The organism is Granulicatella elegans, from assembly GCF_020735385.1.
In the GTDB taxonomy this organism is placed as follows: domain Bacteria; phylum Bacillota; class Bacilli; order Lactobacillales; family Aerococcaceae; genus Granulicatella; species Granulicatella elegans_B.
The window spans coordinates 940,068-952,371 of the sequence record NZ_CP085953.1; the positions used below are offsets into that span (position 1 = coordinate 940,068).

The following is a 12,304-nucleotide window of genomic DNA, read 5'->3' on the forward strand; positions in this document are numbered from 1 at the left end:
GCGAACCCCCTAGGGGGTTATTCATACATTTTGTTTTATTAATCAAAAAGAGACGACTTAAGTCGTCTCAAAAAAGTCTAACTTTTTGGGGTCACTTCAGTGACAGGAGTTTTTGATTGTAAACATTATTCTTGATTGAAAATACCTGTTGATAGGTGACGTTCACCAGTATCTGGTAGAAGTGCAACAACAGTTTGACCTTTACCAAGTCTTTTAGCGACACGTAATGCAGCAGCAACTGCAGCACCCGATGAAATTCCTGTTAGAATTCCTTCGGTAGTAGCTAATTTCTTAGCTGTTTCAATGGCTAATTCACTTGTAATTAATTCGAAATCATCGATAATGTCTTTGTCTAAGATAGTTGGTAAGAATCCAGCGGAAATTCCTTGAATACGGTGTTTTCCTTTTTGTCCTTTTGAGATAAATGGAGCTTCTTCAGGTTCTACACCAATTATTTGAACTGCAGCATTTTTTTCTTTTAAGGCACGACCAACACCTGTAATAGTACCACCTGTTCCGATTCCGGCAACAAATGCGTCTGGTGTTTCACCATCAAAGGCTTGAATAATTTCTTGACCAGTTGTTTGATAGTGAATGCTTGGGTTAGCTGGGTTATCAAATTGTTTTGCCCAGAAATAACCAGGTTGTTGTGCTAATTCTTCTGCCTTTTGAACTGCAGCACCGAAACCTTCAGCAGCAGGTGTTAATAGTACTTCTGTACCATAGGCTGCCATTAATTGACGACGTTCGATAGACATTGAGTCCGGCATAATTGTAATCACTTTGTAGCCTTTAGCTGCTCCAACTAGGGATAAGCCGACACCAGTATTTCCAGAAGTTGCTTCGATAATGGTATCTCCTGGTTTTAGCTGACCTTCTTTTTCAGCAGTTTCAATAATATTAAGTGCGATACGGTCTTTTACAGAACCACCAGCGTTAAAAGCTTCCACTTTTACGTAAATATCTGCACTATCTGCATCTGTTAAACGATTTAGTTTAACAAGGGGTGTATGACCGATTAATTCGGTAATACGGTTTACTCTTTTTGACATAAGAATACCTCCAAAATATTTAATTGGGCAACTTTGAAGGGCTGCTTAAGGGGTATTTTAGACCTGTATTTTGACAAAAACAAGAGTTTTGCTTGAAAAAATTAAAAGAAAGGGGCGTTTTTATGAAAAAACATCCGAAAACGATAGGAAAGATTCGAGAATTCATGGAAAAGGGTATTTATCCAGGATTTAGTGTTGCTTTTATTGAAGGCGAAGAAGTAGAAAAGATAGTTGCAGGTACTCTTACAAAAGATTCGGACAGTAAACTGGTCGAAGATGGAATGTTTTATGACCTTGCGTCTGTTACAAAAGCATTTGTAACAAGTACTTTACTCGTGCAAATGGTAGAAAAGAAGGAAATGAATTTGGATGCACCTATCATTAAATGGTTCCCAAATGCTGATGAAAGAGTTACGCTTCGTCATTTAATGACTCATACTTCAGGGCTGTGGGGATATATTGAAAATCGTAATGAATTAGCACCGGAGGAGTTAATTGAAGCTTTATCGACATTACCAGTAACGGAAACTTTTCACCATACGGTAAAATATACAGATACAGGATTTGTGTTGGCAGGAATTATTTTGGAAAAAGAATTTGGGAAACCGATAGCAGATTTATTTGACGAAAGAATTGCACGTCCATTGAATCTCACAGCAACTTATGGACCACTGACTAGGGAATGTTGCGTGCCAACAGCTTTTGAAGAAAGACGTGGAAGATTATTGCAAGGAGAAGTACATGATCCAAAAGCGAGTATTTTACAAAGAAGATGTGGCAGTGCGGGACTGTTCGCAACATTGGATGATTGTATTACATTAGTGCAATTATATTTACATGATGGAAAGTTGGGAGACTTTGAATATTGTAGTGCAGAGATGATGCAAAGTTTACTGAGGGACTGGACACCTACAAGACAAGCAGGACGTTCTCTTGGATGGGATATGGATCAAGTGGGGGAACAAACCTGGTTAAGACATACTGGGTTTACAGGGACAACGGTGATGATGAATTTAACAAGAAAACAAGCGATGATAATGTTGACGAATCGTATCTATCAGTATGAAGATACGCCGTCTTATAATCGATTACGAGAAGAATTGATTCTGCTTTACGAACAGGAAAGCGATGCATAAAATGACTTCTTGATATGGTAGCAATGGACGTCAGCAGACTCGCTGTAGTGACCACACAAACTTTTTAATGAAATCTTCATTGTAATGTTTAATAAATCGTTCAATTTCATTTTTAAATTCCCGAATGTGTGCATTATTATAGCAGCATTTGTAGAGTTCCTCGATTATTTTGGGGGAGATTGTTTTTGATACGATTGGTGATTGGACGATTACGTGTATTTTGCTGATTTTTTTTGCTATAATTCAAATAGACAATTAAAGGAGGCACACTATGTCATTTGAAACAGAAAAAATTATAACATTACTATATAAATTCTTGGATGAACATGGAGATGAATTTCAAGATGAAGAGCAAGCCATTGCTGCTTTTCAGATGAAATATAATCTGAACATAGCGATGGGAGGAGAATTTATTGATGATACAGATGAAGATTTATTGTGGGATTTACTAGAAGAATTGCATTATGCAAGACTAGGATCTCCAAAACGTAAAAAGATTGCGAAACAAATTTTGGAAATAGAACCAGACAATATCGAAGCTAAGCAAGCTTTGTTTAGCTATCTACCTCGACCTGAAGAACTATACGAATTAGAAAAACTAGAAAGAGAAGAAGTTAAAAAGTTAGATTCAGAAGAGATGGGATGGGAGTATATCGAAAATCGTCCGTATCTTCGTTTAAAAGCTGATTTAGCAGGTAAATATGTTAGAAATGCTTTCTTCACAAAAGCAGAAAAGCAATATAAAGAATTGCTAGAAATGAATCCGAACGATTCACTTGGCGCTCGTTTTGAATTGATGAATGTGTATGCACACTTAGAAAAATACGATGAAGCAAAATCGTTTTTAGACGAATATGAAAAGGAATATCGATTGAATGATTTACTTTTAGTGCCAATGATTTTGGTTGCTCTTAAAGTTGGTGAAAACGAAGTAGCTGAGGATTATTATAGAAAACTATTAAAAGAAAATTCTGATGTAACGAAATTTTTACGTTTGCTAAAGAAGGAGGGAGCAGAAGGCGTAGAAATGATAGCAGATGAGCCAAACGATGGATATTATAGACCAAATAGTTTGGAGAGTTTAGTGTTATGCTTTGGTCGATTAGCTAAAACAATTGACTTAAATTATTTTGCTGAATGGTTAATAGTGACAAAGAAAACCTTAACGAAGAAGAAATAGTAATTGAAATGAAGAGGAGTTAGTTTCTAAATTTGAACTAATTCCTCTTCATTCGTTTCATTTAAAAATCAAATATTTAATAAGAAAAAAAGTAAGTATACCCAAAATAAAAATGATTAGTTTTTTCATCTGTAACATCTCCTAATGGCAACCAAATTGGGAATGAATAGGGTTTAAAGAACATCCATAATCACTTAAGTGAACTTCGCTAGCGTTAGGATGTTCAGATATATATTGCCATGATCTTGCAACCCATTCTCCGCCACTATGTCCGGTAGCATAAATTAATGTACCGTCAGCAATCCATCCTACCAATATTCTAGAAGTTATCGCTTCACGATTTTCAACTAGTTCTTGTTCTTTTAAAAGTACAATGTCGCCGTTACTATAAATGATAGAATTACTGTTTTTGTCGTAGGTTGAGCTTAACTCTACACTTTTAGCTTGAATTGTGGTTTGCTTAAAAAGTGCATTAATTGAATTGAATAGTACTAGCAGAATTGAACATCTAATAATAAATTTTTTCATTTCTTTCTCCCCCTTAATTTTATAATTGACGAATGAATATAACTAAACTACAGCCACCTTTCCTTATTTTTCTATTTTACCTATATTTTATCCTTAATTTTTCTTTAAAAACAGTCTTATTTTTAATATTTTTTCTGATATAATAGTAATTAAGGGCTTTCATTTTTAGAAGTAAGATGTGATGAAGAGGAGTATTACAATGGAAAATTCAGAAAAAACATGGGAAATTGATGGGTATCTATGGCTTCATTACCCAGTATGCGGACATGGAGTGATGGACTATGATTTTTGTGATGTATGTCATTGGCAGAATATGGGAATTATAAATATTGATGGTGGACCAAATAAAATGACACTAGCAGAGGCAAAAGAAGCATATGCTAAAGGGATACCGATTCGTTAAGTTGCACCTAGAATTTATCTAGGTGTTTTTTATAAGACTCAAAAGTAGGACAAGTATATGTAATATGTTAAAATCAAAGAAAATAGATGATCGAAAGGAGTTAGAAAAATGAAAAATATTACAGCAGCAGAATTTCAAGTAGTTAAACAATTAGAGGAAGTCGTTTTAATGGATGTTCGTGAAAAAGATGAATATCAATCTGGACATATTCCAGGAGCAGATCATTTTCCATTAAGTGAATTAGGCACAACTTATACTCAGTTAGATAAAAATCAACCTTATTATGTTGTTTGCCAAGTAGGTGGACGTTCAGGTAGAGCGTGCGAATTTTTGGAAGCGCAAGGTTTTGATGTGATTAATGTTACGGGTGGAATGAATGAGTGGCAAGGTGAAGTTGCTAAGTAGGGTAGCTTTTCTATGTAGCAGTTGATTCTCAGATTTTCGATTGAATGTTGAATTTTGAATTTAAGTTCATTGGAAAATGTGATAAAATGAAATAGAATTTGCGAAACTAGGAGGAGTATTGTGCCGGGATTATTTATTACGATGGAAGGCCCAGATGGATCAGGAAAAACAACTGTCATTGAAAAGCTTATTCCATTATTAGAAGAACGAACAAATGTGACCATTACTTCTACTCGAGAACCTGGAGGAAGTCGAATTGCAGAGGATATTCGACAAATTATTTTAGATGTTCAAAATGTAGAAATGGATGTTCGAACAGAAGCGATTTTATACGCAGCTGCGAGGAGACAACATTTAACGGATCGAATTTTACCGAATTTAAAAAAAGGTGGCATTGTATTTTGCGACCGATTTGTAGACAGTTCATTAGTTTACCAAGGGGTAGCTCGTGGTATTGGTGTCGAAGAGGTGTATCAATTAAATCAATTTGCAACAACGGGAAAAACACCAGATGTGACATTGTATTTAGATGTTCCAGCTGAAATTGGATTAGAAAGAATTCATTTAGCAAAAGGGAATCGTCAATTTGACCGCTTAGATCAAGAAGGATTACAATTCCACAAAATGGTTCGTCAAGGATATTTAGATATTATTCCAACAGATCCTGAACGGTTTATCCAAATTGATGCAACAAAAACAGTGGATGAAGTTGTTCAAGAATGTTTAACAGCTTTAGTAGACCGTTATCCAGAATATTTTACGAATGGAGAGAGATAATATGAAATTAATTATTGCGATTGTACAAGACAAAGATAGTCATTTATTAAGCGATGAATTTGCAAATGCAAATATTCGTGCCACTCGTTTATCTACAACAGGTGGATTTTTACGAGCAGGAAACACAACATTCTTAGTAGGGATTGAAGAAGAACGTGTGGAGGAAGTTTTATCGATTATTCGTGAAAACTGTGAATCAAGAGAACAATTAACAACTCCGCCAGTGCATTTAGATACAACGTTAGAAGCTGGAATGTCGATGCCCGTTCCAATTCGTGTAGGTGGTGCAACAGTATTTGTTGTTCCAGTAGATGCTTTCTATCGTTTCTAATATGAAGATGTTGAAGCAATCTTTTATTCATGCGGTTCAAAAAAAACGTTTAGGTCATGCGTATTTATTTGAAGGAATGCAAGGCGTTGGAAAAAGAGAGTTAGCACTCTTTCTTGCGAAATTAGTGTTTTGCCAAGAACGAGCTACTCATGAAGAACCTTGTTCCCAATGTGATTATTGCCGAAGAATTGATGAGGGAAATTTCCCTGATGTTATGGAGATTACTCCTGATGGGCAATCGTTAAAAGTGGATCAAATACGAGAGTTAAAACAACAACTATCCAAAACAGCGATGGAAGGGCATATGAAAGTGTGTATCATTCATGATGTGGATACCTTAACAACTGGTGCAGCCAATAGCCTGTTAAAATTTTTAGAAGAGCCGGAGTCTTCGATATTATTTTTATTATTAACAAGCCGACTCAGTAAGGTACTACCAACGATTCAATCTCGTTGTCAAATTGTTCATTTTGCTACTCCCGTTATGGAAATGTTGACGACTCAATTAGAAGAAGCAGGAGTAATTCCTTCTGTCTCTCGCTTATTAGTAACACTGACGAGTGATTTGGATGAAGCATTGGAATTAGCCAATAGTGAATCATTTCAACAATTACGTCAAGATAGTTGGCAATGGTTTACACGAGTGTTTCAAAATCGATCTATGGCATTTGTAACGATTCAGTCGCAAATGATGCCGTTACTAACTTCAAAAGCAGAAGGACAACGATTTTTAGAATTGTTATCCATTTATGTGAGAGATTCTCTTTATACGGCAATCGGTGCGAAAGAGCAATTGATTCAAAAAGACAAAGCAGCTACCTTGCAAACTATTGCAAATCAGTTGACGGTGCAAAAATGGATTGAATTTCATGAGAAGACAAGTAAAGTGTTAGAAAAAGTTCAAGCAAATGTTGGAATACAAGCTGCCCTGGAACAATGGGTATTAATGATTCCTTAGCAAGGAAGGAGAGATGGTATGACGAATCGTCAATTATATGACCGAGTAGAACAATTAAAAAGACAAGTTCATCAACAGTTACAATTGTTAGAAGAAATTAGTCAAGAATTACAAGTGGTCATTGAAGAAAATCATAATTTAACGATGGAAAATCTTCACTTAAAAGAACGATTAGATACCATCGACGAAACAGTTCCAACGGATCAATCTAATGAGCAGGTGGAACAAAAGAAAAAACGCAGTCAGTCATTAATTAATTTGGAAAATATTTATGATCAAGGATTCCATATTTGTAATTTTTATTATGGGAAACGTCGCGATAACGATGAAAACTGCATGTTTTGTACCGAAATTTTATTTAGTGAAAAGCAATAAATGTTAGAATAACAGACAAAAAAACACTTTTCTATTAGTAGCAAGGACGCCAGCAGCCAGCTTACGCTGTCTCATGGCTAAACTTCGAGCCTAGGTACTGCTACGTGAAAAGTTTTTTTAGTCTGTTATTCTGATTTTCTTTATGTCATTGTTCTTATTGTAATCGATATCGAGTAGCAGCTAGAAATAGCGACTTTGTAATGTCTACAACAAGTCATATGGGATTTCGTTGTGTCTGTTTTGAGGAGGAATCATATGTACGTAGCAATATATAGCATCATCGTCTGGATTGCGACCTTTATTGGTGCAATAACGGGATTAGGTGGAGGAATTATTATTAAACCGGCTTTTGATTTTGTTGGGTTAGATCAAGCAGCGATGATTAGTGTGTATTCGACAATTGCGGTATTTTCTATGTGTATTGTTTCGCTCTATAAAAGATGGGATGATGTAAAAAATAGTCAGCGAAAAATTGCATTAGGTCTTTCGATAGGTTCGATTGTAGGGGGATTATCTGGAGAACAAATTTTTCAGATGGCTTTACAAGTTTGGGGAAATCGATTGGTGAGTTTATCTCAATCGATTTTATTAGTTATCATTCTGGTGGGGATTATTGTGTATGCCTTTTTCCAAGAAAAAATTGCGACTCATTCCTTAAACCAATTATTTGGGATTATGGTTTTAGGTTGGGGTGTAGGTTTAGTATCTGTTTTCCTTGGAATTGGGGGAGGTCCATTGAATATTGTGCTGTTATTATATTTCTTTTCGATGAAATCAAAAGAAGCAGCATTTTATTCGATTCAAATGATTTTCTTCGCGCAGATTATGAAAATGGGTTCGATTGTGACGCATCTGCATCAGATTGAATGGAATGGGTTGTTAGTAATTTTGATGATTGTTTTTGCATTTTTAGGGGGATATTTTGGAACAAAAATTCAAAAGAAATTAACCCACCAACAAGTACTAATATGTTATCATTTACTGATGATATTATTATTATTTATCAATTTGTATAATGTGTATCAACGGTTGTGAATACAAATAAAAAAGTATTTAAGGTTACAAAATAAAAATTCTGTAATGATAGATATGGATTCGGAAATAGCGGAATTTTTCCTGTTTTTATGTAAAAGATGAATAAGAATCATAAAAACGAGAACAGACTTCCTTTAGTAGCAAAAATATCCATGAGACAGCATTAGATGGCTGCTGGCGACTTTGCAACTAAAGGAAGTCTGTTCTCAATTTATTTACGTCTATTCTTGGTGAATCAACTTATAAACGTCTTGTTTTTTTAGTTGGTTTTGTTTTGCGACCCATTTAATGGCATCTTTTTGAGAAAGTTGTTGGTGTTCCATTGCCCATTGGACTTGTTCTTCTAAACTTAAATGTTCGCAAGAATCAGCCTCTTCCGTTGCAATGCTAGTTGTTACCTCTTCCGGACGAGTTGTACCAATTAAAATACAACATTCGCCTTTTAATTCTTCTTCTCCACATAGTGTTTTCAATTCTACAGCAGTTCCACGAATAAATTCTTCATGCTTTTTCGTTAATTCTCGACATAAAACGACTTCTTTTTCTTCACCATAAACTTGAGCAATAAGATTAAAGCAATCGTCTAATCGATAAGGAGATTCATATAAAATCACTGTTTCACTATGACTCGATAAAGCTGTTAACTCAGCCACTCGATTTTTTTTCTTTCTAGGAAGAAATCCATAAAAATAAAATGGTTGAGGAACTAATCCTGATGCAATGAGTGCAGTAATTGCAGCATTAGCTCCAGGTAATGGAATAACCGTAATTCCTTCTTGAATGCAAGCTTGAACAAGTTCAAATCCTGGATCACTAATCGAAGGCGTTCCAGCATCACTGACTTGAGCAATATTTTTCCCTTCTTTTAACCATTCGATAACACTGGGAATCCGTTCCTGTGTGTTATGTTCATGGAAACTTTTTTGTGGAGTTTGGATTTCAAAATGATTTAATAATTTCTGAGTATGTCTTGTGTCTTCCGCAAGAATAAAATCGACTTCTTGTAATGTTTTAATGGAACGAAAAGTCATATCATCTAAATTTCCAATGGGAGTAGGGATTAAGTATAGTTTTCCATAAGGGGATTCTTCAAAACTTTTTTGTTTCATGACAGTTCCTCCTGTTGTAATAATTGAATGATAGGCTTGGCTGTTTTTCTTATGTTTACACCTTGCCTTGTTAGATAGTTTATTTTTTGGCTACGTGTTTGTTGTTTAAAAGCATATTCTGCTTTCAGTGCTTCGGATTTTGTAGCATATTCCTTAGCATATAATAGAGTAATAGGACGTCTTGTTTTTGTATATTTAGCTCCTGTTCCATTATTATGAGTCATAATTCTTTTTTCTACGTTTGTCGTATATCCTGTATAAAAAGTGTTATCCTTACATAAGGCAACATAGATAAAATGTGTTCCCATTTCATTAACCCCATAATACTTCTTTTAATTTGTCTGTGTATTGATTATTTTCATCAAAAATAGTAATAGGTGGTAAAATTCGAACGCCACCCGGTTGTCCATCTTTTATCAATTCAATAAGGACAATATTACTTTCTTTTCCTTTTTTTGGATGAATGAACTGAATCCGTTTTGGCTCTAGTCGATAGTGTCTTGCTATTGTGAAAATATCCGTGAGACGATCTGGTCGATGAACGATAAAGGCTTTTCCTTTCATCTTTAGTAAGCCGGATATATTTTGTAGCAATTCTTCTAATGGTAAATGAATTTCATGACGAGCAATCGTGAAAGCTTCTTTTTGATTGACGAGAGCTTGTTCTTGTAATTTAAAATAAGGAGGATTACACGTAATGTAATCGATGGAATCTTTTTTTAATATCGTTGTAATTTCTCGAACATCTGCTTGGAGTATTTCTACTTTTTCTTCTAATTGATTGAGTTGAATCGTTCGATTCGCCATATCGCATAACGCTTCTTGTAATTCAACACCCAGAATTTTATTGTTTGTTTTAGCGCTGAGTAAAAAGCTAACGACACCATTTCCTGTACATAAATCTACAATCGTTGCTTTTCTTTGACGTGGAATAGTGGCGAAATCACTTAATAATACTGCATCAATTGAAAAAGAGAACACTTCCGAACTTTGGATAATATTCATATTTTCTCGTTCTAATCTATCTAGTCTTTCATGTGGTTTTAACTCAATCGTCATAAAGTCTCCTTACATTCACTCAATATAGTAGGTTTATTTTAGCATAGAAGAGAAAACTCTGCACAAAAATATATTTTTAAGAATCAAACTTAAGACCTATGACATTAAAAAAGGAAAAAGGCATAATAGATTTGTAAATGATATTAGTAAACAAATGGAGGGATCCGATATGAATGAAAAAGAACGTATTTTAGATTTAGTAAAAAAAGGAGTCATTAGCTCTCAAGAAGCAATTTCCTTATTAGAAGAGCTAGGAAAAAATCAAGGAGAAGGTTCGAAGGTGAGTGAGCAAGAAAAAAAAGATGCATCTACTTATCAAAAAGAAGATGAAAAACGATTCGATACAGTTTTAGACAGTCTTGCTTCTGTTGTCACAAATTTTTCAAGTGAATTTGATGAAGAATTTGAAACATTAAACCAAGTGACTCAACAAGTGAAACAAAAAGAAGAACGAATCGAAGAACTTCATACAGCAAAAGTTCTTGATAAACTAACCGTAGAACAAGAAATGGAATTACAAAGACTGAATGAAGAATTAGAAGTTTTACGTTCTCAACAAAGAAGTTTAGAAGAAGAGAAAAAAGCAGTACAAGATGAAATGAAACGATTGAAAAAAGAAGAATTCGATGAAAAATTAAAAAAAGCCAAACAAAAAATCGAAGAAACAGATTGGCAACAAACAACAAGTGATTCTCTATCACAGTTAGGCGGAATTATTGGACGATTTGCAGGACAATTTGCTAAGGCCGCTGCTGAGACAGCTCGTAATGTCAGTGATACGATTAAAGATCATCCAAGTTTTTCAACGATGTCTCCATTTTTCTATAAAACAACTCATTCTTATGCCTTTGAAGAAGAGTTTGGAGAAATTGGCATTGTTGAAATCAAAGTGGCAAATGGGGATATTAAAATGAAAACTGCTCCTCAATCGACCGTAACGATTGAAGGAGAATTTCGATTAAATGAAGAATTTGAAACACAAGAAGAAATTGAAAACTATATAAATGAGCGAATGAATGTTAGTCTAGAGAACGATACGTTTAAATTCTTTATTCCAAGTAAAAAAGTTTATGCAGATGTTACATTTGTTTTTCCAGAAAAAGAGTATGATTATGTCAGTGTTAAAGGGTTGAATAGTGGGATTCGAATGAAAGATTTCACAGGAAAAGATTTTTATGCAGAATCACAAAATGGAGAAGTTTCTGTAAAAAATGTGAGTGGAACGATGTTAGAACTGACAAGTAAAAACGGAACGATTAAACAATTGGATGGACAATTCAAAGATTCCATTTTAGATGGGACAAATGGGAATATTATTTTTGATGCAGAAGCAGAAAGTGTTACACTGAAAACAGTCAATGGCTCTATTAAAGTAAAAAAAGTCTCACCAAATGCCAAACAAGTGATGGCTAAAACGGTTAATGGAAGTGTACAATTAGATGTACCAGAATCATTAGAAGTAGAAGCAACTTTAAGTACATCACTAGGAAAATTACATTATGATGATGCACAATATGAAGTCATTAAACATGAAAAAACAGTGACAAGTCATTCAGTTGTTTTAAGAAGACAAAAAGAAACGGTTCCTGTTAGAATTACAGGAAAAACAACGACTGGAAGTGTTACGTTAAATTCGGTACAATAGAGGTAAATGAGTAAAGAGGAGAAGAGTATGAAAAGAAAAAGATTAATGCGTTCAAAAGATAATCGCATATTAGCAGGGGTTATTGGTGGAGTTGCAGAATATTTAGACGTTGATGCAAGTATTTTAAGAGTCATTTTTGTATTTTTAACATGGTCAGGAATGCCAATCTTATTATATATTTTACTAGCGATTATTATTCCATCAGAAAAAAGACCAAGAAATCAAAACTATTATTATGATTCTTACAATCGACCAAGAAAAGAAGCTCGAAAAGTAGAAGAAGACGATTCGGATTGGAGTGACTTCTAAGG

The 12,304-nt window shown here is 34.5% G+C and carries 16 protein-coding genes and 1 pseudogene; 12 read left to right on the top strand and 5 right to left on the bottom strand.

Going from position 1 to position 12,304, the window contains the following annotated elements; translation table 11 throughout:
- Nucleotides 1–125: 125 nt before the first annotated feature.
- Nucleotides 126–1,052, bottom strand: coding sequence for a cysteine synthase A (cysK, locus tag LK443_RS04715; protein WP_227932409.1), 927 nt, complete (start codon nucleotides 1,050–1,052; stop codon nucleotides 126–128).
- 122 nt (nucleotides 1,053–1,174) lie between these two features.
- Between cysK and LK443_RS04720 the strand changes: the two genes are divergently transcribed.
- Together LK443_RS04720 and LK443_RS04725 are read left to right on the top strand one after the other, a co-directional pair.
- Nucleotides 1,175–2,188 (top strand): serine hydrolase domain-containing protein, encoded by a 1,014-nt coding sequence (locus tag LK443_RS04720; protein ID WP_227932410.1) that lies wholly within the window; start codon nucleotides 1,175–1,177, stop codon nucleotides 2,186–2,188.
- Between the two features lie 271 nt (nucleotides 2,189–2,459).
- Nucleotides 2,460–3,368, top strand: a complete 909-nt coding sequence (locus LK443_RS04725) for a tetratricopeptide repeat protein (protein WP_227932411.1) — start codon at nucleotides 2,460–2,462, stop codon at nucleotides 3,366–3,368.
- A gap of 141 nt (nucleotides 3,369–3,509) precedes the next feature.
- Here LK443_RS04725 and LK443_RS04730 read toward each other — a convergent pair whose 3' ends face one another.
- The gene (locus LK443_RS04730; RefSeq protein WP_227932412.1) at nucleotides 3,510–3,896 is read right to left on the bottom strand and encodes a hypothetical protein; all 387 of its coding nucleotides are present in this window, start codon (nucleotides 3,894–3,896) and stop codon (nucleotides 3,510–3,512) included.
- A gap of 199 nt (nucleotides 3,897–4,095) precedes the next feature.
- Between LK443_RS04730 and LK443_RS04735 the strand changes: the two genes are divergently transcribed.
- From LK443_RS04735 to LK443_RS04770, 8 genes and pseudogenes are all read left to right on the top strand, one after another.
- The gene (locus LK443_RS04735) at nucleotides 4,096–4,299 is read left to right on the top strand and encodes a CPCC family cysteine-rich protein (RefSeq protein WP_227932413.1); all 204 of its coding nucleotides are present in this window, start codon (nucleotides 4,096–4,098) and stop codon (nucleotides 4,297–4,299) included.
- Between the two features lie 108 nt (nucleotides 4,300–4,407).
- The gene (locus LK443_RS04740; protein ID WP_227932414.1) at nucleotides 4,408–4,704 is read left to right on the top strand and encodes a rhodanese-like domain-containing protein; all 297 of its coding nucleotides are present in this window, start codon (nucleotides 4,408–4,410) and stop codon (nucleotides 4,702–4,704) included.
- Between the two features lie 120 nt (nucleotides 4,705–4,824).
- Nucleotides 4,825–5,481, top strand: a complete 657-nt coding sequence (gene tmk / locus LK443_RS04745) for a dTMP kinase (protein ID WP_227932415.1) — start codon at nucleotides 4,825–4,827, stop codon at nucleotides 5,479–5,481.
- Nucleotide 5,482: 1 nt separating this feature from the next.
- Nucleotides 5,483–5,812, top strand: coding sequence for a cyclic-di-AMP receptor (locus LK443_RS04750; protein WP_227930835.1), 330 nt, complete (start codon nucleotides 5,483–5,485; stop codon nucleotides 5,810–5,812).
- A 7-nt stretch (nucleotides 5,813–5,819) separates the two neighbouring features.
- A complete protein-coding gene (holB, locus tag LK443_RS04755) occupies nucleotides 5,820–6,770 on the top strand; it encodes a DNA polymerase III subunit delta' (protein ID WP_227930836.1) in 951 nt (316 codons plus the stop codon).
- Nucleotides 6,771–6,788: 18 nt separating this feature from the next.
- Nucleotides 6,789–7,145: an initiation control protein YabA gene (locus tag LK443_RS04760; protein ID WP_227930837.1), complete on the top strand. Its 357-nt coding sequence runs from the start codon at nucleotides 6,789–6,791 to the stop codon at nucleotides 7,143–7,145.
- Nucleotides 7,146–7,285: 140 nt separating this feature from the next.
- Nucleotides 7,286–7,420: pseudogene (locus LK443_RS04765) on the top strand (formylglycine-generating enzyme family protein); the annotation flags it as partial.
- The gene (locus LK443_RS04770; protein ID WP_227930838.1) at nucleotides 7,401–8,180 is read left to right on the top strand and encodes a sulfite exporter TauE/SafE family protein; all 780 of its coding nucleotides are present in this window, start codon (nucleotides 7,401–7,403) and stop codon (nucleotides 8,178–8,180) included. The pseudogene LK443_RS04765 and the gene LK443_RS04770, both read left to right, overlap by 20 nt.
- Nucleotides 8,181–8,401: 221 nt before the next feature.
- Here the strand turns inward: LK443_RS04770 and rsmI are convergent, their stop codons facing one another.
- The 3 genes from rsmI to LK443_RS04785 are packed head-to-tail and all read right to left on the bottom strand — an operon-like array spanning nucleotide 8,402 to nucleotide 10,348.
- Entirely contained in the window at nucleotides 8,402–9,289 is an 888-nt protein-coding gene (gene rsmI, locus LK443_RS04775) for a 16S rRNA (cytidine(1402)-2'-O)-methyltransferase (RefSeq protein ID WP_227930839.1), read from the bottom strand.
- The gene (locus tag LK443_RS04780) at nucleotides 9,286–9,597 is read right to left on the bottom strand and encodes a GIY-YIG nuclease family protein (RefSeq protein WP_227930840.1); all 312 of its coding nucleotides are present in this window, start codon (nucleotides 9,595–9,597) and stop codon (nucleotides 9,286–9,288) included. The genes rsmI and LK443_RS04780 overlap by 4 nt, the downstream gene beginning before the upstream one ends.
- Before the next feature lie 4 nt (nucleotides 9,598–9,601).
- On the bottom strand, nucleotides 9,602–10,348 hold the full coding sequence (locus LK443_RS04785) for a tRNA1(Val) (adenine(37)-N6)-methyltransferase (RefSeq protein WP_227930841.1): 747 nt from the start codon (nucleotides 10,346–10,348) through the stop codon (nucleotides 9,602–9,604).
- A gap of 169 nt (nucleotides 10,349–10,517) precedes the next feature.
- On the opposite strand from LK443_RS04785, the gene LK443_RS04790 reads away from it, so the two are divergent.
- Together LK443_RS04790 and LK443_RS04795 are read left to right on the top strand one after the other, a co-directional pair.
- Nucleotides 10,518–11,993, top strand: a complete 1,476-nt coding sequence (locus tag LK443_RS04790) for a DUF4097 family beta strand repeat-containing protein (RefSeq protein WP_227930842.1) — start codon at nucleotides 10,518–10,520, stop codon at nucleotides 11,991–11,993.
- A 27-nt stretch (nucleotides 11,994–12,020) separates the two neighbouring features.
- Nucleotides 12,021–12,302: a PspC domain-containing protein gene (locus LK443_RS04795; protein WP_227930843.1), complete on the top strand. Its 282-nt coding sequence runs from the start codon at nucleotides 12,021–12,023 to the stop codon at nucleotides 12,300–12,302.
- Nucleotides 12,303–12,304 lie beyond the last annotated feature (2 nt).

What these genes read in the sequence shown, in the direction of transcription:
- LK443_RS04760 (WP_227930837.1), top strand. Translation starts at nt 6,789, where the DNA reads ATGACGAATCGTCAATTATATGACCGAGTAGAACAATTAAAAAGACAA.
- LK443_RS04750 (WP_227930835.1), top strand. Translation starts at nt 5,483, where the DNA reads ATGAAATTAATTATTGCGATTGTACAAGACAAAGATAGTCATTTATTA.
- holB (WP_227930836.1), top strand. Translation starts at nt 5,820, where the DNA reads ATGTTGAAGCAATCTTTTATTCATGCGGTTCAAAAAAAACGTTTAGGT.
- LK443_RS04785 (WP_227930841.1), bottom strand. Translation starts at nt 10,348, where the DNA reads ATGACGATTGAGTTAAAACCACATGAAAGACTAGATAGATTAGAACGA.
- LK443_RS04730 (WP_227932412.1), bottom strand. Translation starts at nt 3,896, where the DNA reads ATGAAAAAATTTATTATTAGATGTTCAATTCTGCTAGTACTATTCAAT.
- LK443_RS04795 (WP_227930843.1), top strand. Translation starts at nt 12,021, where the DNA reads ATGAAAAGAAAAAGATTAATGCGTTCAAAAGATAATCGCATATTAGCA.
- LK443_RS04770 (WP_227930838.1), top strand. Translation starts at nt 7,401, where the DNA reads ATGTACGTAGCAATATATAGCATCATCGTCTGGATTGCGACCTTTATT.
- LK443_RS04780 (WP_227930840.1), bottom strand. Translation starts at nt 9,597, where the DNA reads ATGGGAACACATTTTATCTATGTTGCCTTATGTAAGGATAACACTTTT.
- cysK (WP_227932409.1), bottom strand. Translation starts at nt 1,052, where the DNA reads ATGTCAAAAAGAGTAAACCGTATTACCGAATTAATCGGTCATACACCC.
- LK443_RS04790 (WP_227930842.1), top strand. Translation starts at nt 10,518, where the DNA reads ATGAATGAAAAAGAACGTATTTTAGATTTAGTAAAAAAAGGAGTCATT.
- LK443_RS04725 (WP_227932411.1), top strand. Translation starts at nt 2,460, where the DNA reads ATGTCATTTGAAACAGAAAAAATTATAACATTACTATATAAATTCTTG.
- LK443_RS04735 (WP_227932413.1), top strand. Translation starts at nt 4,096, where the DNA reads ATGGAAAATTCAGAAAAAACATGGGAAATTGATGGGTATCTATGGCTT.
- LK443_RS04720 (WP_227932410.1), top strand. Translation starts at nt 1,175, where the DNA reads ATGAAAAAACATCCGAAAACGATAGGAAAGATTCGAGAATTCATGGAA.
- rsmI (WP_227930839.1), bottom strand. Translation starts at nt 9,289, where the DNA reads ATGAAACAAAAAAGTTTTGAAGAATCCCCTTATGGAAAACTATACTTA.
- LK443_RS04740 (WP_227932414.1), top strand. Translation starts at nt 4,408, where the DNA reads ATGAAAAATATTACAGCAGCAGAATTTCAAGTAGTTAAACAATTAGAG.